The sequence below is a fragment of the Acinetobacter sp. SM34 genome (assembly GCF_022012365.1).
Lineage (GTDB): Bacteria > Pseudomonadota > Gammaproteobacteria > Pseudomonadales > Moraxellaceae > Acinetobacter.
On sequence record NZ_JAKLTP010000004.1, the window covers coordinates 41,978 to 61,961 of the forward strand.

Consider the following 19,984-nt stretch of genomic DNA (forward strand, 5'->3'; position numbering starts at 1 on the left):
CGACTATGCCATATAATAAAAAATAAATATTTAATCCAGGTACGAGTAAATGCCAAAGTACAGTTTAGAAACTCGAAAAGCAGCTATTCAAATGTATAAAAAAACTGATTACAAAGTTGCAGTATGCAAAGAATTCAACATTTCTCGTGTGACGCTGGATGCGTGGATCAAGCTGGAAGAAGAAACTGGAGACTTACTGCCAAAACCGGCAAAAAACCGCGGTGCGCCGAGTCATATTAAAGACTGGAATGAATTTCAAGTATTTGTAAAAAATACAAAATTTAAGAATATTAGCGACCTTGTAACATTATTTGAGCAACGTTTTGGCTATGCAGTTTCGTATGCTGTTTTGGTGCGCGCAATTCATGTTTTAGGACTACGCCGCCGTCGCGGTCGGTTTTATTCTTAAGCCTAAAACCAGTCTAAATTAAAATAAAAAACAGAAATTAAATTTATATAAATAACTGTACATTAATGTACATTTATTTTATTAAAAATGTAAATTATAAATATTAAAAAAGTAAACTTATTAAAATAAAAAAGTAAATTTTAAATATTAAAAAAGTAAAGCAATTTAACTAAAAAAGTATGCTATAAAAATTAAAAAGGTAAACTGATTTTTTACAAAGGAATTAAATTAATGCATCTATTTAAATAGATGATTCATTATAGGGCATAAAAAAGGTGGCTACTGCCACCTTCATTTTTTTAGATCTGTTGTTATTGATACATAGGCTGATTGTCATTCAGACGGATAATACCGCGAATTGCACGATACACAATCCAGACCCAAGAGACTCCCATCACCACAAGACAAAATGCACTTGCGCCTAAGGCCACCCCAGTAAATACATCCATGTTTTCACCCGTGAAAAACAGGAAAATAAAAGGAATAAAGGCAATCAGGTTCCAAAACAGATACCACCAAAAGGTACGAATTTGCCAGCTAAAATGACTTTCAAAAATGGAGCCCCGTACCTCATTGCGCTTTATATAGTTAATGATCAGAGCAACAACGGCCAATAAGCCCCCCGTAAAAATGGCAATAATGTACAGGATATAAAGAATTAAAGTGAGCGTACGATTGGGATCTTGATCTATAGAATAATTCATTGTCATGCCTTATAAAGGGAGGGTTCTCCTTAAAATTTCAGCACATTGAAAGGAGAAATCAGCCATAAAATCAAAAGTATGTTCAAGGCTATAGTACAAAAATAAATCTTTCTAAAGGGTTGTTTTTGTGTTTTATGGCGCAGTTTTTCCTGAGCCAGCCATGCAGTAGGCCAGCCTCCCAGAAAAGATAACAGATGCAGGGTTTGCTCGGGTACGCGGCGATTACCTTGCAAGGCAGCTTCTTTATCTTGAGCGTACATCCAGTAAGTGATGGCATTAATCACGCTAATAAACAACAGCACCATGCCACTTAATAAACCCGCTATGGTAAACACGGCCAGAGCCAAAATATAACCGACACAGGCAATTTGCATCGGTTTTAATTTTTGTGCCGGTTGCTTGGAGAGCTTTGGCTTGCTCACATTTTTTTTGGTTTGTGACGCTTTAAGATAAGTCACCTGCTGGGCACGATAACGTCCATCACCATCTAGCAATACCGTATATTCAAGCGCACAACCGACAATCGGACGGGGCCCTTGACGGGCAAAATCCTTGATATGTAAAAACACGCGATCTTTCGAGGCATCATTGGGCTGAATAAAACCATAGCCTTTTTCATCAAACCATTCGACCAATCGCCCCTGATCACGCATTTTTATATCCTATATCAAGCCGTCACAAATTTTAGTCGTTCTACCAGCATATTACGCATTTCCAAAGGATTTTTCTGAAGAATATCATCTCCTGTACGTCCTTGTTGTGCATTTTTTTGTGCGACTTGTAAACGCATCAACCAAAACCGTGCTGCCGCCATGGCCAGATAAATTTCCAGACAGGATTTTTCATCCTGAGTCAGGGGGCGCACCGTTTCATAGGCTTCTAAAAAGGCTTGGGCTTTAGCTTCATTTAAATGAACTTCAGGATATTCGGTACAGAAGTCATTTAAGGTAATGGCAATATCAAAAAGGAATTCATCTTTGTTGAGTTCGTAAAAATCCAGAATACCTTTTAGTTCACTACCCTCAAACAAGGTATTGTCACGGAACAAATCGGAATGAATAAAGCCTTTCGGACGGTTTAGATATACTGCCGTAAGCGCTTCATATAACCCCAGCACTTCACTGAGCAGAATAGAATCGGCAGGATTTAGAGTCGGTTTTAATTCTTTCGCCACTTGCAGCCAGTAATCATGGTTACGATATGCGGTCCGTTCCAGGGGAAAATCCTGTAAGGCAATATGGATTTTCGCCTGTGCTACAGCAATGGCCTGTGCCTGTTCCAGGGTTGCTGGCATGGGATGTTTACCCAGCATGCGTGGCGCAATCTGCGCAGGTTTCTCTTTTAAAGTATGAATGGCCTTGCCCGCATAATTCAGCGGTACTGGAACAGCCAGACCCTGTTTACCCAAATGCTCAAGTACCGGAACCAACTCCGCTGCCCCTTGTTCATCCATTTCTTCAAATACGGTCAGCACATACTGCTTTGCATTTTCACAGACTAAAAAATAGTTTGTATTCTGAATACCTCCTTGAATCGGAATCAGCTCAATCACCTCTAATCCATAAGGTGCTGCAAAAGCCTGAACTTCCTGTAAAGTCAAAGTGGTATAAACCGACATAGAAAACCTGCGAAAAAACTTACATAATTTTGATAGAATACCTGCTACAACTACCAAGGTGTAGCACCTTCGTGGCGAAGTTTCATAATCGGCTGTTATTTTTGGAAAAAATTATGCTTGCTAAACGTATTATTCCTTGCCTTGACGTAGATAATGGTCGAGTGGTGAAAGGTGTACAGTTCCTTGATATTCGTGATGCAGGCGACCCGGTTGAAGTGGCTCGCCGTTATAACGAACAAGGTGCCGATGAAATTACCTTCCTGGACATTACTGCAACCTCAAGCGGCCGCGATACCACTTACCGTACCGTTGAACGCATGGCAGAAAGCGTATTTGTACCTTTAACTGTAGGTGGCGGGGTACGTAAAGTGGAAGATATCCGCTTGTTGCTGAATGCCGGTGCCGATAAAGTCAGTATCAACTCTGCTGCGGTATTTAACCCGGAATTTGTTCAGGAAGCTTCGCAACGCTTTGGCGCCCAATGTATTGTGGTCGCGATTGATGCCAAGAAAACCGGTGACAACAAATGGGAAATTTTCACCCATGGTGGCCGTAAACCAACTGGCATTGATGCCATTGAATGGGCAGTGAAAATGGCCGATTACGGTGCGGGCGAACTTTTAATTACGTCTATGGATGCCGATGGCACCAAAGCCGGTTATGACCTGGCATTAATGCGTAACATCAATGACCGTGTGACCATTCCAACCATTGCTTCTGGTGGTGTAGGTAACTTGCAGCATTTGGCTGACGGTATTCTCAAGGGTGGTGCCGATGCGGTACTGGCAGCCTCTATTTTCCACTTTGGCCAATACACCATTCCGGAAGCAAAACAATATTTAGCAGCACAAGGGATTGAAATGCGTCTTTAAGTGGTGAAGACTTGCTAATCTCAAAAAGAGTGGTTCCCCACTCTTTTTTTTTATTTATAGATCAGCTCTGAAATCAAGCTTGCACAAAAATTGTAGATAAAAAAAAGGAGTCTTGAAGACTCCCTATAAACCAAGAAAACTACAGCGCGGTTTCTTGAAAAGTAAAAACAATAAAATGACATATACAGTGATTCCTCAAGTTAACTAGGCCAACCTGATTTCGAAAACAAATATATAACAAAAAAGTAACAAAAACATTGACCATTAATGCCGAAAATATTGACAAATTACGACAAAATCTCAGTAGTCATGACTTCTGGCTATTTTATCGCGATATCTTCCTGAACAATAAAAATGACAATCCATTCTGAGAAAAGAATCATTTCTCCTGTTTTTCTACCCATTTTGCCGGAAAATAGCGATCAGTTATGCCGTTCAACAAATTTGAAACTGTGCCGGGAAGCAAAATTCCTAGGGGGTTTTTCTCCTGCAATTCTGGAGATGAAATAACCCGAGTTCCCAGAATGTAATCAAACCAAGGTTTGGTCACGCACCAGTTGGCATCCTGATTGGAATTCATATGATGATCATAATGCCAGGGAATTTTTTTCATGGCCCATTCTGGCTCTAAATGGGCACGGCGGTGAATATAATAATAATTACAGGCGCTATATACCGTAGACAGTGCCATGCCTTTGGATACAGGATAAAATAGTGTACCAAACACGCCAGCAACTACTGCTAAGGAGGCAATTTCATTTTTAGTGCGCCAATTTGCAAGACCTTCGACATAGCCATGGTCATGAAATGCCGTTTTTCTGACTTCACGATGATGTTCCCAATGGGACTTCATGCTGTCGGGCACAGGGCTATAACGAGGCTTTCCACTGCGATGTGTACCATGCAAAATATATTTGTGTGCCACCCATTCAAAACCGTTAGCCACCACCAGCCCAACCAAAAAACCTTTCCACATATCTATTTTCTCCTTATTCCATATTGAATATAGATCATAAAATGTGCAAAATGCTAACTATAAAATAATATTTAATTGACAAATTACGATAATAAAAAGATCAATATGCCACATTCTAAAGACTATACAGGCTCCGTATATGGTGGACTTGGACATTTAATTTATGCCTATAGTCAGGCCAAAGGCTTAGCTATTTCTGAAAAACTTGAACAAGTTCAGAATCTGGAACGTTTTGACTTCTGTCTCTGGCGTGATTTGCTGACAGATATAGATCAACATCTGCAAATTCCGGCATTAGGCCTGGATATTGCCGAACATGTCCAGCCTAAACATTTAGGCATCATTGCCTATATCGCCCTATCCTGCAACACTTTGGGGGAAGCCTTATACCGTTATCATGATTTTCATCGACTGATCTATGATGGTAGTTCCTTAGAGCTCAATATACAGGATGGATATCTTGCGCTTGGCTGGGGATACATCCCCTTTCATTTGACCACGCAAATTACCCAGGAAAATGCCATTGCCCTGATGGTGCAATTTTTAAAACATTTTCTGGAATTTAAAGATATTCATATACATGAAGTGCACTTTATTCATCCTGCACCCAAAAATGTGGCCATCTATGAACAATACTTCAATTGCAAAGTCCTGTTTTCCCAGCCTAAGGCCCAAATTATTGCCCCAATTCATCAGCTGACTAAACCTATACGTCAAGGGGATCAGACCTTGCAGCATTTGCTGATGCAACAAGCCCATGCCCTATTAGATAAGCTTCCCAATTCCACCCAGCTCGATCATCGTCTGCAACAAGCCATTCTCATCGGGCTGCAAAAAAACCAGTATCAAATCGAACCTATTGCCAAACAGTTAAATATGTCAGTACGCCAACTGCAACGCCATTTGCAACAACAAGACACCACCTATCAGCAACGCATGCAAGAAGTACGACATTTATTGGCGGAGCAATATTTAAAAGACCGACATCTCAGCCTGCAAGAAATTGCCTTATTGCTCGGCTATTCCGAGCAAAGTGTCTTCCAGCGTGCGTTTAAGCAGTGGACAAGCATGACACCGCAACAATGGCGACAACAACAATATGCATAAAGCTGGACCCAGATGGTCATGTGAATGTCATGTCTGTTCATCATATTGTGATTAAGAAACAAGTAGTTTCTCAATAAATATAAAATATACTGAATGATTAAAAAAAATAAATAGCAGCATCTGGAGAATAAAATGAATAGATATCTTGCCGAATTGATTGGAACATTCTAGTTAGTCTTTGGTGGTTGCAGCAGTGCCGTACTTGCAGCAACCTTTCCTGACTTGGGCATTGGCTTTGCCGGTGTGTCCTTGACTTTCGGTCTGACCGTGCTGACAGGAGTGTATGCCTTAGATCATATTTCGGGAGGACACTTCAACCCTGCAGTGAGTGTAGGCTTATGGTTCGGTGGTCGTTTTGATGCCAAACACCTGATTCCTTATATTATTTCTCAAGTGATCGGCGCGTCTTTAGCTGGGCTGGTATTGTATCTGATCATACAGGTTCAGGCCGGTTTTTCCGGTACAGCAGGCTTTTCCAGCAATGGTTTTGCCGAGTTATCGCCTGGGCACTATTCCATGACTTCGGCACTGATCATTAAAATTGTATTGACTGCATTTTTCCTGATTGTGATTATGGGTTCTACGGATCAACGTGCACCGGCAGTTTTTGCACCAATGGCTGTTGGTTTGGCTTTAACCCTGATTCATTTAATCAGTATTCCAGTCACCAATACCTCGGTAAACCCGGCACGTAGTACCGGTGTGGCCTTTTTTGCGCAAACTGCGGCTTTAAGCCAACTTTGGCTATTCTGGGTAGCCCCTATTTTTGGCGCAATTCTGGGTGCTCTCATTTATAAAGTGGTTGCCCGTGAAAAAGACTAAAACTTCTGACCATAAAAAAGCTCACATCGGTGAGCTTTTTTTTATGTTCCATGTGGAACATGGGACTGCTTATAAGAATGGATTTTCAATTTCCTGCTCGTCTTGACGATCAATTTTTTCCGGAAGATCGGGTTCACTTTCCAAAGCACTGACCACGGCATTGATATAATTCTGCAACGCTTTGGCGGCCTGCAGTCCAGCCTGATCCTTGGTCAGTTGTAAATTGCCATAAATACTGACACAGTCTTCTTGGTTTTCTAAAGTTAAGTCATGAATGGCGTGCGATTCATTACCATTTACAAAAGGCTTGAACATTGTATTCTCACTGATCGTTGTTGTTATTTAAAAAGTAGGATGATTGCCATCATCCTACCTAAAAAAAGCTTATTTCAACAACTGCAAAATGTACTGTAAAAGTCCTTCAATCAATTGTTTAACAATCGCATCTTGAGTATTTGGAGCGATAGTAGGCGTACTGTTCTTGTTCTCACCCGATGCTGCTTGAGTTGAAGAACTCGGATTAACCGATGAAGATTTAAACTGTTTTTGCAAACCAGTCAGCTGATCTGTACCGACTTCCTCAGCACATTGGCTTTCTGCATCCCAATGTGAATAAGTGATCTGTTTATTGGCTTTCACAGCCGTTGCGGTTAATGGCAAATTATAAGTATTGCGCTTTTGGTCTTCGGTTAACTGCGGGAAAATATTAATTCCAGTGAGATCTTCCAAAGCACATATACTGATCACCTGAACTTTTGGTGTGGTATCCTTCAGGGTATTGTCGGCATAGTACACACCTGCCGCCCCGGTTTTAGGTATGTAGATGGCTTTATAGGTGGCTGTTGGAACAATCACCCCCTTACCAATCATCTTCAGCTTTTTAGCCGAATATACCGGCCCAGTAACAAGATAAACATCCTGCTTTTGCTTGGTCACAATAGCACGAGTCGCCTCTTCTAGCTCTCGCCACACCTGCTGATTATTCTTCGGTGCCTGTGGCACCATGTTGGCCAACGAGAAGCTGTCAAACTGCGCCGCTTTATTCGGCATATCGGCATTCGGTGCCATGTGTCCGCGGTCATAACCTGATGCTTTGTAATCTGACAAGGTTGCCCGATGTTCTGCTTTTACGCCGGTTTCTTCATGAAAGCTGTCTTCACGTGGAATTTTTTGGCTCAAACGCTGCGGAGTCAAGGCTTCAGCCACCCACAAAGGGGTTTTGGATACCCCAGAATACATCACATTAAAACCGTTAAAACAGAGCGGATACGTATTTTTCTTCAGGCTTTCTTTGGCCAAATAAGGCGGAATATCACGATAAAACTGGTCCAGACAGGCCGAGTTTGATGAAGACGGCAATGAGACCAGCCGTTGAATTTTTTCCTGTCCAAAGGCAATTGCAAAACTGCTGGTCGCGACTACGCCCAAAATAATTTTTAAACTATTCTGGTTTAAAATTTGCATTACAGATTGACCGGTTTTACGTTTCTTAATTGCCATTGTGTGACCAACACCCATTTTTCACGAGCTTAACAAGCAGAGAAAATGAAGTATATGTAGCAAAATTTATTTGCTTAACAATTAGCCTAAAACTGTTCAACAAAAGCACAGTTGTTGTAACAGTATGTCTAATTTTCTAAAGCTTTTCTAACAAGTCTTAATAGCTTTACGTATGTTTGATTGAAAAACCGAGCATGCTTATGACAAGGTAAAAATACGCAAAAATTCTAGATAATTATTTCTACGGAGTATTTTATGCATTTTAAGCTTTTAGGTTTGAGTCTAGTTACAGGAATGATGAGTGCAACCGCATTCGCAGAACCCGCCATTCAACCGGGTGATACTTTAGAAAGCCTATCTCAAGTCAAAGTTAACACTACGGTAAATGGTCAAGCCGGTTCCATTCAAGATTTAGTGGCCAGCGGTCAAATCCGTATTGTTGATGCAGGCCAAGTTGCTGCTGAAACCGAATTGCAAAGCAATGCTGCTGCGGATACCACTGCAGACCAAGCCGCTCCACAAACTGCCGAGCTCAATACCACAGCACAAAATGCTGAGGCCACCCAAGCTGCATCTGAAACTGAAGCGCAAACCATCTCCGCTTCAGATGCAACTGCAACTCAAAGCCCAGAGATGAATACCGCGGCACAAGCCGTTGACCCGGCTACAAAACAGGCAAATGCACCTGCTACCGAGCAAACCGCTCAGGCTGCATCTAAAAATGTAGATCCAATGCAACCCGATACCGAATTAGCCGCCCAACAAGCTGAACAAATGGGTAATCAAGAAGCTGTGGCTGTACAGGCACCTGCAACTGATAGCAGTTCCGCTGCGACAGCAGCGCTGATGCCGGATTCTTCTATCAATGTGGCAGCGAATACGGCCAATATGCCTCAGAGTGATGTAAACAGTGAATCTGCGGCTGCAACACCAGTAGATACTGCTGACGCGACTGCTACAAATGAAGCATTTGCAGCAACACCTGAAGCTACACAGCCAAATGACGCAGTACAGGCAGCACCTAAAGCTGATGCTACAGATGAACCAGTCAATGCATCTCCTGAAGTGCCAGTGGCTGACGTAACAGAGAACTAATCACACTCTTTTCAGGCTTTCATCCTCCAAATAAAAAACCAAGGATTTTCCACCTTGGTTTTTTATTGTCTACACGATCTGAAACTTATATTTCGATTTGACTACCTAATTCAACCACACGATTGGGAGGAATCCGATAAAAGTCACTCACCGGACTGGTATTGCGCTGCATCGAAATAAACAGCTTTTCACGCCAAGAGGCCATACCATCACCCACTGTACTAATAATTCGTTCACGCGAAACAAAGAAACTGATTTGCATCAAATTATATTCGAGTTCAATCGATTGGTAGACCGCTTCGAGTGCCTGCGGAATATTCATCTCATCTTTAAAACCGTAAAATAGCTCAACCCGATAAAAATGCCGATTCATCATTTCTACGTGGAACCGATCCTGATCAGCAACGTAAGGAACATCTTGAATTTTAACCGTCAAAATAATATTTTTCTGATGCAAGACTTTATTGTGCTTCATATTATGCAACATGGCATGCGGCACCACTGTGGGAGTACCCGTGAGAAATATAGCTTCCCCTTCTACCCAATTGGCTTGCTCATCGATACTTTGCACGAATATATCTAAAGGTAAGGTATCTTGCTGGAGCTTGGCGAAGGTCAGTTCACGCCCTTCTTTCCATGTCATTAATAGAAGGAAAGCAATTCCACCAATCAACAGTGGAACCCACCCCCCAGAGAATACTTTGAGTGAGGTTGCACTTACCAATACCAAGTCCAATACCAAGAATGGAATAATCAGCAACATCAGTTTCGGTAGGTTCCATTTCCATGTGTAACGAATAAACACAGCAATCAGTAACGTGTCACATAACATGGTCATGGTCACAGCCAGACCATAAGCATGAGATAAGCGTGAACTGGTTTGGAAAATCAAGATCAGCACAATAATAGAGGCCAGCAAAACCCAGTTCAGTAAAGGCACATAAATTTGTCCCTGTTCTGAATCTGAGGTGTGCTTAATGGTCAGTCGTGGTAAATAACCCAATTGAATGGCTTGACGTGCTAAAGAGAACACCCCTGAAATAACAGCTTGAGAGGCAATGACCGCGGCCATCGTTGCCAAGAAAATCATGGGGTATAGGGCCCATTCAGGTACCAACAAATAGAATGGATTTTGAATCGCACTTGGATCGCGAAGTAATAATGCCCCCTGACCTGCATAGTTAATTAACAAACAAGGTAACACCACAAAAAACCATGCCAAGCGAATAGGAACAGGACCAAAATGGCCCATATCAGCATACAGGGCTTCCCCGCCTGTCACGGTCAGCACTACCGCACCCATAATAAAGAAGGTCATTAAGGGATTAGTAACAATAAACTGGAAAGCCCAATGTGGACTAAACATCCCCAAAACCACAGGAGTCTGAATAATGCTGGAGATTCCCAAGAATCCGAGTGCTAAAAACCATAATAAAGTTAATGGACCAAAAAACTTGCCCACAAAGGCTGTTCCATACTTTTGCATGATGAACAATATGGTCACAATCGTCATGGCGATTGGTACAATATAAGGGTCTAAAACATTTGTAGCGATAGAAAGCCCTTCAACTGCAGATAACACTGAAATTGCGGGGGTAATGATACCATCCCCAAAAAACAGGGAAGCACCTATAAAACCAATTGCGATTAACAGTAACTTTTTTTGATCACTAAAATTTGTATTACGCAAATTTAAGGCCAACAGCGCCATAATTCCGCCTTCGCCATTGTTATCTGCACGCATAACAATGGCGACATATTTAATGGTAATGACCAGTGTCATGGTCCAAAAAATAATCGACAAAATACCCAATACATTTTCAGGATTAATCCCCAAGCCATGTACTGTATGGAATGATTCTTTCAATGCATAGAGTGGACTGGTTCCAATATCTCCAAACACAACCCCTAATGCTGCCAGAGTAATCGCAGGCAATGCGGCTTTTTGTGCAGTACTTTGCATATTTCGTCTTCGTTTTGAACACTATTTTTTCGCAATGATATCACTGAGCAAAAACTTTTGCTCTAAATCAATTGTTTCAACTTGGCAGAAGGGCTTTTTTTCGCTATTATCGCGGCGCAATGGTGAGGTGTCCGAGTGGCTGAAGGAGCACGCCTGGAAAGTGTGTATACGTTTGCGCGTATCGAGGGTTCGAATCCCTCTCTCACCGCCAAATTTGATTTCTACGGGACTGTACCGTAGTGCGAAAGGCTTGAATCTAAAGGGTTCAAGCCTTTTTTTACGCCTGTACACTACGGTGCAATCCATTAGTAGACCGACATATTTGTCGGTACTTTTGACGGTATCTGCTCTCAGATGACTATAATGAGTAGTGAGTCGGGGTTTTCCTGAAATTTATACCGTCAAATGAGGCTCACAAAATGGCTAAAGAGATTAACAAGCTTGATGCTAAAACCATTAAAAATTTATCTTACGATCCAAACATCAAAAGCAAACATACAGACGGGGGTGGGTTATATCTTTTAGTTCATGAGAATGGTTCAAAGTATTGGCGTCTTGATTATCGCCGTCCAATCAGCCAAAAACGTAACACATTGGCTTTAGGCACTTTAGATAATGTTAGCCTCAAAGAAGCTTGTCTCAAACGTGATGAAGCAAAGCGAAAACTTGCCACTGGTATTGACCCTGCAGAAGAACGCAATAACCATAGAAATGAGCTAAGAACTAAACTTGAAAATACTTTTGAAAAGTTTTCAGGTGAATGGCTCAAGATTCGTGAGCTTGAAGGAAAATCTGACAGAGAAACAATTCGTAAGCTGAATCGAGATATTCTGCCTTTTATTGGCAAAAAGCCTGTTACTGATTTAACCGTCGAACAGCTTGAACGTGACGTCACAAATAGCCTTGTAGAGCGTGGCGCACTTGAGTCAGCTCGCCGTGTTAAGTCCATCATGGGTATGGTGCTAAAACTTCCTTTCAAGAAGCGCCTAATCACCTATAACCCAGCTTATGACATTACCTTACCAAAACCTATCAAAGGTAATCATAACGCCGTAGTAAGCGAATCAGAGCTTAAAACAATGCTTCAAAAGATTTGGCGGTATCATGCTGAAAGCCCTCGTGCTCGGTTACGGACAGAGCTTGCATTAAAACTTTCAGCTTATATATATCAACGTCCAAATGAGATCCGTGAACTGTTATGGGAGCATGTTGATTTTGAAAATCAGCGTTTATGTTTCCGTGCATCTAAGACTCATCAAGAACATATCGTTCCCCTATCTCGCCAAGCTTTTGACATTTTGAAACAGCTTGAAAATATGCGGATTACTTCAAAATTTGTTTTCCCTAGTGTTAAAACACCTCATCAAAGTATGAGTGAGGATACGATCCGACAAGCATTGAATAGACTTGGCTATAAAGGCAAGCACACGGCGCATGGCTTCCGAGCAACAGCACGTACAATCTTAGGTGAAGAACTCGAATATCGGGTAGACATTATTGAGCACCAATTAGCACATACGGTACGTGATCCAAATGGCACAGCTTACAACCGAACTAAGTTTTTACGCCGTAGACGTGAGCTGATGCAGTTATGGGCGGACTATTTGGATACTTTACGTCAAGGTGGAGATGTATCTATCTTTAAACCTCAGACCGAAGACAATATTATCACCTTCCAACATAAACAAACGGCCTAATCCTCATGCGTAAAAACGGCTATCTACCTTTAGATCGTGCATTGATGAGAATCAATCAAACTTTAAAAGTTCAATATACTGATCAAAACCTTGTAGATTTAATCCATGAAAGAAAGGTAGATGTCGTTTTTCAAGTTGAGGGATATGTTGCAGAAATTACAGCCTCATCTAGCTCCGAACCAATTCAAGATAAAAATGTTCAAAAATTTTACAAATCAAAGCCAACATATATGTTCCCCGATGATAATCATCGAGAAGATATTAAGTCTTTGATAGATGGATCACTGTCTGAAACGATTATCATAAATGCACTTATCAAAATTAAAGATAAAAGAAAGAATATTTTTAAACATCAAGACTATGTATTGTTTAGAGATTGTGATGAACAAGAATTTTATGATTTTTATCATATGAATGTGACAAAAAAAAATAATGAATTGTTCTATAAAGCTCCTTTGTTAGACTCATTCAAATTACTTCCGTTACATATCGGCAAACTGGAACAAAATGGATGCGTCTTAGGTGTTCCCTTAACTAAATGTAAGCTATGGGTAACTGAAGAAAGTCTCAAGAAATTTCTTAAAATAGCTCCTACTATTAATGAGAAAAAGATTGAATCGCTCAGAAATGAAAATGAGAAATTGCTAAAAATTATTGGAGTAATGAACGCCACTATTAAAGCAAAGCAACATCATCCAAAAATTACACAAAATGATTTCATTCAATTTGCAAAAAATAATCTGATTGACGATGTGCAAATTACTGGATCAATGGCTGAAATTTTTGGTACAGCCAATAAAGAACTCGGAAAATATCTATTAACGAAAATTTGATTTAACTTTTTCATAAATTAAATATTAATTATCAATCAATTAAAAAAATAATCGTTTGGTACACAACCGGATTTATTTGGTTTTTCCAATGTAGTTTCTACTTCTTACTACACTCCTCATCACTACGAAGCACTACCGTTACGATGAGGAGCAATTCATGTCACCACAAGATCCAAACATCTATAAACGCTTACTTGAGCGTGAATATTGGCGAATCTGTCAACTCGCCACAACTGCAGAACATAAAGAGCGGATTTATAAAACCAAAGATGGGCTAGAGAGGAAGATTAAAGCTAAGCCCTCTTCTTTCGGCATCTTACCCTTAGGTCGCTCCACCATTTATGACTTAGTTCGCAAAGGTGAGATGCCTCCACCTGTCCGCTTAAGTGAACGTGTTAGCGCATGGCGCACAGCCGACCTAATCAAATGGCTTGAGTCTAAATCACACGTATGAAAGACCTAAATACAACATGGGAAGCATCGTGTGAATTGGAAAAGCATTTACCTATACGAACAACCAAACAATGGTTCGCCTATCTCATGAAAAATCCATCTCAATACAGAAATCAGGACGGCTACAAAATCACAGTACATACACTCAACGGCGAGCGTAGATACACAAAATTCGCCCTCGTGGCGTTCATAACAGCTCATCGAAACGGAGATGAGCTAAAACTTAAAGGAAAGTCTAATGACTAATATGATTAATAAAACAGTTCGCATTCAAGAAGTGGATAAGCTTAAAACGGAACTGATTATACAAACCGTCCAGCACTTACTCATGCTTAAAAGTAATCAATTTGATCTCAGCACGGAGAAAAATATTGAGTACGCCGCAAATTGTATCCTTGATGATCTGCTACAGCAGAAAATCCAAAATGGTGAAATTCAAGTTATCGAACAAGATAACTCAAGTGGAGTAATGCAATGAAAGCATCAATTGTCTCACTTGAACAATTTACCGAGCTATTGAATGACAGCGAAATCATCATGAAAGATGGTTCACGGTCATCGATAATTTACTACCTGATTTTTCAAGGTCGGGAAGCCGTTCTCATTAATACAGCATTTGAAAACTACTTCATTACACAAGGACATTAATAATGGATATTCAAAACAAGATTGAAATCATCATGAAAGATGGATCTACAGCTCTTGCTTCAGATCATATGGACAAATTAATTGCTTCTGAGGTGGCAAACACTATTGCTCAAATTGACGATGCATATGACTTGAGTAAAAGAGCGGATATTCAGGAATTGAGCGAAATGATTGTAGATCACTTAACAAGGAACACTCACCTTATTATTGATCCCAAAATCGTAATGAAAGAATTCCGTAAGCAATTGAAATTTCATTAATCCCCACATAACTACTACACAATAAGGGGATGCAGTCGCATCCCCTTTCTCATTCCTTCTACAACAAACAACTCAGGCGAATTTGCTTAGTGTTTCGCCGTGTCATAAAGGACAGTCATGACAAATCATATTCCATCCAATACATCTTTAGATTCTCTCTACGATGCTATTGCTACCTGTGATGAATACACATCCAATAGTGAAGCAAATCTTTTGTTTGATTCCATGTTTAAAGACATGCTTGTAAATTCCTCAGGCAAATTTTTAACTGTCTCAGACAAAACAAGAACACAAGACATGAATGCACTTTTAGATGCTTATCAAAAACGTGTTCAGGTAAATGCCGATGCTTGGGCTCGTGTTGAAGCTGAGTTTTTAAGCAATATTTCTAGCTACTGTTTTGATAAACACATGGAATTTAAAAATGATTTACTGAAAGAAAAAGGCTATTTAATTAAATTTACACCAATCAAAATTAAAGCGGTTATTGACTGGTTAGACCTGACTTTTGAAGTAAATCCAAGTATCTGCAAATTTGCAAATAAGTCAAATGCACGAAGCTATATCAAAAGTTTTCTTACTGCTAAGACAGGTACAAAGCATTATGTAAAACATGATGAAAGTGATATTGATCAACAAGGGCTAGCTTTCACTATTCGGCTACATGATATTCGAAACAAAGAGGATTTGATGAAGATTACTCATCTACTCACTACGCAGTACGGCGCCGATTATCTACAAATGAAAATTTCAAACATTGAGTTGTCACTAGATTTTTATAATGTTCAAAGCCGAGCATTTCTGAGTGCATTACACAAATCGATTAGGTACAGCAGAACAACTGAAAACTTTCGTATCTATAAATATATGAAGGATGATGTACGGAATAAGTTTACACTGATCCCTAAAGCACCAATGTTACTTCTCGATCAATTTAACAATGATTGGTGTTTAGGCATAAATCCTAAAGGATCACCACTATGTTATCGCCTATATCCAAAGACTACTGACAGCAATAAGCAAGCTTTGCCAATTAATGAACATCGGTTGCGTGTCGAAGTAACTTTAAGTCGTGACTTTTTAACGGATACAGACTGTTATCTACCAAATCTACCAAACATCATCAAACTTGGATTTAAGCACTTAAGTTTCACTAGGTTAGATGAAAAAGCTTCTGAAGAAATGAAAGCTAACTACAATCAACATATTGCCCCTTTCGGAATGGAGCAAAGCACAACGAGTATTAGTAGAAATAAGCGGACTTTAGCCAATGGTGTGAAGACACATTCTGAACTAAATAGCCTTGTGTCAAAAGCTATTTTCAACCTGTGCCGACAGTTCTAGACTCGTAAAATTTCTCTCATTATTTCTCACCATAAAAATGGCAACAGTCTTGTATAGCAAAGCTTGTAGCCATTTTTGTGAGAATGATCACCCTAATACCTATACTCTACCTATCTATATTAATAATTAAAGCTACAATGCTGATAAAAAAGACTCACCATGATAAGTGATAGAACTTCCGCAATGATCAGAATTCTACAACTGTTCAATTTTGCCGAAACGCCTCTCAACCAATGAGCGAAGTCCTAGAAATTTAAACGATTGCGGTATGGAGTGTATTCATAAAAATTGGCGGTAAAATAAAGTTCTTATACTTTAAAGATTTAACAACTACTCATCCATTATTTAACACAATATTTACTTCTAAATCACAAAGAAATTTCACTCACCCGAGGGAAGAGCGTAAAAAGCCTCGTGCTATACTCCTGCCCAAAATGTTAGTGGGCAAAATCATGGCAAAGAAAGAAGCTAAAACGGATTTATGGGTTCATGGGCTGTTACAGGAAGCTAAAGTTCAATTAGAACCTCAAGGTAGTACCATTTTAGAAATAAATAATGCCTTAAAAACAGCCTCTAAAAATGGTTCAGGTAATGTCGGTTTTCCTGAGTATGTCGGTGTAGTTAAAGACTTTTTAATTGTCATAGAAAACAAATCTGACCTATCAAAACACGTAAAGCTTAATGAAAAAGATTTAATCAGCTTCATGCCAAAAGATGTTAAAGACTATGCTATCAACGGAGCATTATTTTATGGACAACATCTAGCTAAGAATACTAGTTATAAAAAAGTAATTGCTTTTGGTATTTCTGGTGACGAAAAAAGACACCGTATTAGTCCTATTTATATTGATGAAACTGAATATTATCGAGAATTGCCAGATGTTGAATCTTTTATTTCTTTCAATGATCAAAATATTGATGAATATTACATAAGAGAAGTTCTAAAAGAAGATACAAATCAAGAAAAAGAACTTGCGGAAATTCTCAGAGATGCCTCTGAACTACATGAAGACTTAAGAAACTATGGTAATTTAAAAGATATTGATAAGCCATTGATCGTATCAGGTATTTTACTAGCCCTTAGGGAAGAAGAGGCTAAAAACTTTTCTATTAGTGACCTTATCGGTGATGAAATTAATACTGATGGCGAAAAGATATTTAATGCTATAGAAGCTAACTTAAAACGCTCAAAAGTAGCTCCAGAAGTTAAACGGGACAAAATTCTTAGCCAGTTTTCGATTATTAAAGATACTAAGATTCTGAATGAAATAAACCCAACACTAAATAAAACGCCTCTTAAGCATTTCACTGAATTTTTGAGTGAAAAGATTTACAAAAGTATTAAATACACAAGCTCATCAGAAGATTATCTAGGTCGTTTCTATGGTGAGTTTATGTCTTATTCAGGTGGTGATGGGCAAACTCTAGGTATTGTTTTAACTCCTAAACATATCACTGATCTGTTTTGCGATTTAGTTGATATACAAGCGAATGATATCGTTCTTGATCCATGTGCTGGCACAGCAGGCTTTCTTATCGCTGCTATGCATCATATGCTTGCTTTAACAGATAACGAAAATACGAAAAAAAATATCCGACAAAGACAACTGCATGGCATTGAGCTTCAACCATATATGTTTACTATCGCTACAACTAATATGATTCTTCGAGGTGATGGCAAAAGTAATCTAATTAATGAAGACTTCTTAAAGCAAGATGCTAATAAGCTTCAACTTAAAGAAGCCACTATCGGGATGATGAATCCCCCATATTCTCAAGGCTCAAAAAAGAACCCTAATCTCTATGAAATTGCCTTCACTGAACATCTTTTAGATTCTTTAACTGAGGGTGCTAGAGCTGTTGTCATTATTCCTCAATCTTCAGTTACAGGCAAAACTAAAGAAGAGCAAAGCATTAAACAAAATATTTTAAAAAAACATACATTAGAAGGTGTTATCACATTAAATAAAGATACTTTCTATAGTGTCGGAGTTACGCCGTGTATCGCCATATTTACAGCAGGAGAACCCCATCCCGAGAATAAAGAATGTAAATTTATAGATTTTAGAGAGGATGGCTATAAAGTCAGCGCACACATTGGTTTAATTGAAACAGAACAGGCTAAAGATAAAAAGCAACATTTACTTGATGTTTGGTTTGAAAAAATTAATTCAGAATCAAAATTTTGTGTTTTAACAACTATTGAAGCTGAGGATGAATGGCTACACAGTTTTTATTATTTTAATGATGAAATTCCAACTGAAGTAGAATTTAAAAAAACTATTGGAGATTATCTGTCTTTTGAATTTTCTATGATTATGCAAAATAAAGATTATCTATTTAATTTTTCAAATATTTTTTACAAGGAAATTGAAGTTTTTAAAAATAAAGAATGGCATGAATTCTTTTTAAAAGATATTTTCCCTATTGTTCAACGAGGTAAGAGACTTACAAAGTCTAATCAAAAACCTGGTCAAAAACCTTATATTTCATCAACTGCTTTAAATAATGGGGTAGATGGATTTATTGGCAATACAACAGGAGTTAGATCATTTGATAATTGTTTAACAATTGCTAACAGTGGAAGTGTTGGAGCAAGTTTTTATCACCCATATGAATTTATAGCCAGTGATCACGTTACCCATTTAAAGAACAATGGGTTTAATAAATATATATATTTATTCATTTCCACACAATTAAATAAACTATCTGAAAAATACAATTTTAATCGTGAAATTAATGACAAGAGAATTTCAAGGGAAAAAATATTGCTCCCTGTTAATTGTAACAATCAACCAGATTACGAGTATATGGAACAATATATGATTAATTTAGAGTATACGAAGCGAAAGCAATTTCTTGATTTTATTGAGGCCTCAAAGACTTATCTTTTGTAAATTACGCTAATGATACTGATTAACAGAAAAATGATGCCATTCAACAAAAGGAATCAAATTCTCGATACGTGTATCTAAAAATTACACTTGACGGTACAAATAGCGGTATATTTACAGTATAAAAATTTTATGTTTAAATTATTCATATATTTAGATATTAAACCTGACGGACTCTCTCCCGCCAAATTCGAAAGAACTGCAATCCAAAGCAGTGAAGAAAGGCTTAAACTGTAATGGTTTAGGCCTTTTTATCGTATACCATTCAGCAAAAATACCCAGCAGTTCTAAAATCGTGAAAATAAACTGGGAAAAATCGTCAAGATTGAGGTTTTTATATTATCTACTGCGGCTTAATAAGCTCAGATCAGGCTAGCGGGTGTCACATTAGGCAGCCAATTTCGCCTCTATATATAATTTATATTTAAAAATGATTTAAACAGAAAAGAACTGAGCAACAGACGGTTTATATTCACTGCTTTTGAAGCCTTATTTATCTTCAAAATATTTCTGGCATCCCTGAAAAAACTCCTCGTTGAAATTCATGGACGGATCATCTTTATCATCATCGCATTGATCTACAGATTTAAGATTGTCTTGTGCATAGCGATAGCCATAGTATTGCTCTGTACCCTCCTCAAAGCCACCAAATTCCTGTTCTTTGTTGGACTGAAAATATAGCAATACAGCAATGGCGATAAACATAAGTACCACGACAGTACTGATCATTCTGGTCCGTTTTGTCATCTTATATATTCTCCTTGAGCCTATTGACCTATTGATAAGCAA

The 19,984-nt window shown here is 38.9% G+C and carries 19 protein-coding genes, 1 tRNA gene and 2 pseudogenes; 14 read left to right on the plus strand and 8 right to left on the minus strand.

Features of this window, described 5'->3' with window-relative positions; translation table 11 throughout:
- Nucleotides 1-49: 49 nt before the first annotated feature.
- Nucleotides 50-409 (plus strand): helix-turn-helix domain-containing protein, encoded by a 360-nt coding sequence (locus LZZ98_RS04665; RefSeq protein ID WP_237786855.1) that lies wholly within the window; start codon nt 50-52, stop codon nt 407-409.
- A gap of 311 nt (nt 410-720) precedes the next feature.
- Here the strand turns inward: LZZ98_RS04665 and LZZ98_RS04670 are convergent, their stop codons facing one another.
- From LZZ98_RS04670 to LZZ98_RS04680, 3 genes are read right to left on the minus strand one after another with little or no spacing between them, the layout of a single operon-like run.
- Nucleotides 721-1,113 carry a DUF4870 family protein gene (locus tag LZZ98_RS04670; RefSeq protein WP_237786856.1) on the minus strand — a complete coding sequence of 131 codons (393 nt, stop codon included), beginning with the start codon at nt 1,111-1,113 and terminating at the stop codon, nt 721-723.
- Nucleotides 1,114-1,142: 29 nt separating this feature from the next.
- Complete coding sequence (locus LZZ98_RS04675) at nt 1,143-1,766, minus strand: DUF1294 domain-containing protein (RefSeq protein ID WP_237786857.1); 624 nt, start codon at nt 1,764-1,766, stop codon at nt 1,143-1,145.
- Between the two features lie 14 nt (nt 1,767-1,780).
- Complete coding sequence (locus tag LZZ98_RS04680; RefSeq protein ID WP_237786858.1) at nt 1,781-2,731, minus strand: homoserine kinase; 951 nt, start codon at nt 2,729-2,731, stop codon at nt 1,781-1,783.
- A 113-nt stretch (nt 2,732-2,844) separates the two neighbouring features.
- On the opposite strand from LZZ98_RS04680, the gene hisF reads away from it, so the two are divergent.
- A complete protein-coding gene (gene hisF / locus LZZ98_RS04685; RefSeq protein ID WP_086174644.1) occupies nt 2,845-3,603 on the plus strand; it encodes an imidazole glycerol phosphate synthase subunit HisF in 759 nt (252 codons plus the stop codon).
- 379 nt (nt 3,604-3,982) lie between these two features.
- Here hisF and LZZ98_RS04690 read toward each other — a convergent pair whose 3' ends face one another.
- Nucleotides 3,983-4,579, minus strand: coding sequence for a sterol desaturase family protein (locus LZZ98_RS04690; protein WP_086174645.1), 597 nt, complete (start codon nt 4,577-4,579; stop codon nt 3,983-3,985).
- A 105-nt stretch (nt 4,580-4,684) separates the two neighbouring features.
- On the opposite strand from LZZ98_RS04690, the gene LZZ98_RS04695 reads away from it, so the two are divergent.
- Entirely contained in the window at nt 4,685-5,686 is a 1,002-nt protein-coding gene (locus LZZ98_RS04695; protein WP_237786859.1) for an AraC family transcriptional regulator, read from the plus strand.
- A 132-nt stretch (nt 5,687-5,818) separates the two neighbouring features.
- A pseudogene (aqpZ, locus tag LZZ98_RS04700) lies at nt 5,819-6,508 on the plus strand (aquaporin Z).
- 69 nt (nt 6,509-6,577) lie between these two features.
- On the opposite strand, the gene LZZ98_RS04705 reads toward aqpZ, so the two are convergent.
- Entirely contained in the window at nt 6,578-6,823 is a 246-nt protein-coding gene (locus tag LZZ98_RS04705; RefSeq protein WP_237786860.1) for a hypothetical protein, read from the minus strand.
- A gap of 69 nt (nt 6,824-6,892) precedes the next feature.
- Nucleotides 6,893-8,008, minus strand: a complete 1,116-nt coding sequence (locus LZZ98_RS04710; RefSeq protein ID WP_237786861.1) for a DNA/RNA non-specific endonuclease — start codon at nt 8,006-8,008, stop codon at nt 6,893-6,895.
- 255 nt (nt 8,009-8,263) lie between these two features.
- On the opposite strand from LZZ98_RS04710, the pseudogene LZZ98_RS15600 reads away from it, so the two are divergent.
- A pseudogene (locus LZZ98_RS15600) lies at nt 8,264-8,450 on the plus strand (hypothetical protein); the annotation flags it as partial.
- Between the two features lie 738 nt (nt 8,451-9,188).
- Here the strand turns inward: LZZ98_RS15600 and LZZ98_RS04720 are convergent.
- The gene (locus tag LZZ98_RS04720) at nt 9,189-11,066 is read right to left on the minus strand and encodes a potassium transporter Kup (RefSeq protein ID WP_237786863.1); all 1,878 of its coding nucleotides are present in this window, start codon (nt 11,064-11,066) and stop codon (nt 9,189-9,191) included.
- A gap of 121 nt (nt 11,067-11,187) precedes the next feature.
- On the opposite strand from LZZ98_RS04720, the gene LZZ98_RS04725 reads away from it, so the two are divergent.
- The 9 genes from LZZ98_RS04725 (at nt 11,188) to LZZ98_RS04765 (ending at nt 19,198) form a co-directional block, all read left to right on the plus strand.
- A tRNA-Ser gene (locus LZZ98_RS04725) sits at nt 11,188-11,277 on the plus strand.
- A gap of 208 nt (nt 11,278-11,485) precedes the next feature.
- Nucleotides 11,486-12,763, plus strand: a complete 1,278-nt coding sequence (locus LZZ98_RS04730) for a tyrosine-type recombinase/integrase (RefSeq protein WP_237786864.1) — start codon at nt 11,486-11,488, stop codon at nt 12,761-12,763.
- A 5-nt stretch (nt 12,764-12,768) separates the two neighbouring features.
- Nucleotides 12,769-13,596: a hypothetical protein gene (locus LZZ98_RS04735; protein ID WP_237786865.1), complete on the plus strand. Its 828-nt coding sequence runs from the start codon at nt 12,769-12,771 to the stop codon at nt 13,594-13,596.
- Between the two features lie 157 nt (nt 13,597-13,753).
- Nucleotides 13,754-14,050, plus strand: coding sequence for a helix-turn-helix transcriptional regulator (locus tag LZZ98_RS04740; protein WP_237786866.1), 297 nt, complete (start codon nt 13,754-13,756; stop codon nt 14,048-14,050).
- A 237-nt stretch (nt 14,051-14,287) separates the two neighbouring features.
- Nucleotides 14,288-14,527, plus strand: a complete 240-nt coding sequence (locus LZZ98_RS04745) for a hypothetical protein (RefSeq protein WP_237786867.1) — start codon at nt 14,288-14,290, stop codon at nt 14,525-14,527.
- Nucleotides 14,524-14,697 (plus strand): hypothetical protein, encoded by a 174-nt coding sequence (locus LZZ98_RS04750; protein ID WP_237786868.1) that lies wholly within the window; start codon nt 14,524-14,526, stop codon nt 14,695-14,697. Before LZZ98_RS04745 ends, LZZ98_RS04750 begins: the two co-directional genes overlap by 4 nt.
- A gap of 2 nt (nt 14,698-14,699) precedes the next feature.
- Complete coding sequence (locus LZZ98_RS04755) at nt 14,700-14,957, plus strand: hypothetical protein (protein WP_237786869.1); 258 nt, start codon at nt 14,700-14,702, stop codon at nt 14,955-14,957.
- Between the two features lie 117 nt (nt 14,958-15,074).
- Nucleotides 15,075-16,301 carry a hypothetical protein gene (locus tag LZZ98_RS04760; RefSeq protein WP_237786870.1) on the plus strand — a complete coding sequence of 409 codons (1,227 nt, stop codon included), beginning with the start codon at nt 15,075-15,077 and terminating at the stop codon, nt 16,299-16,301.
- Between the two features lie 452 nt (nt 16,302-16,753).
- Nucleotides 16,754-19,198, plus strand: a complete 2,445-nt coding sequence (locus LZZ98_RS04765; protein WP_237786871.1) for an N-6 DNA methylase — start codon at nt 16,754-16,756, stop codon at nt 19,196-19,198.
- Between the two features lie 486 nt (nt 19,199-19,684).
- On the opposite strand, the gene LZZ98_RS04770 is transcribed toward LZZ98_RS04765, so the two are convergent.
- The gene (locus LZZ98_RS04770) at nt 19,685-19,942 is read right to left on the minus strand and encodes a hypothetical protein (protein WP_237786872.1); all 258 of its coding nucleotides are present in this window, start codon (nt 19,940-19,942) and stop codon (nt 19,685-19,687) included.
- Nucleotides 19,943-19,984 lie beyond the last annotated feature (42 nt).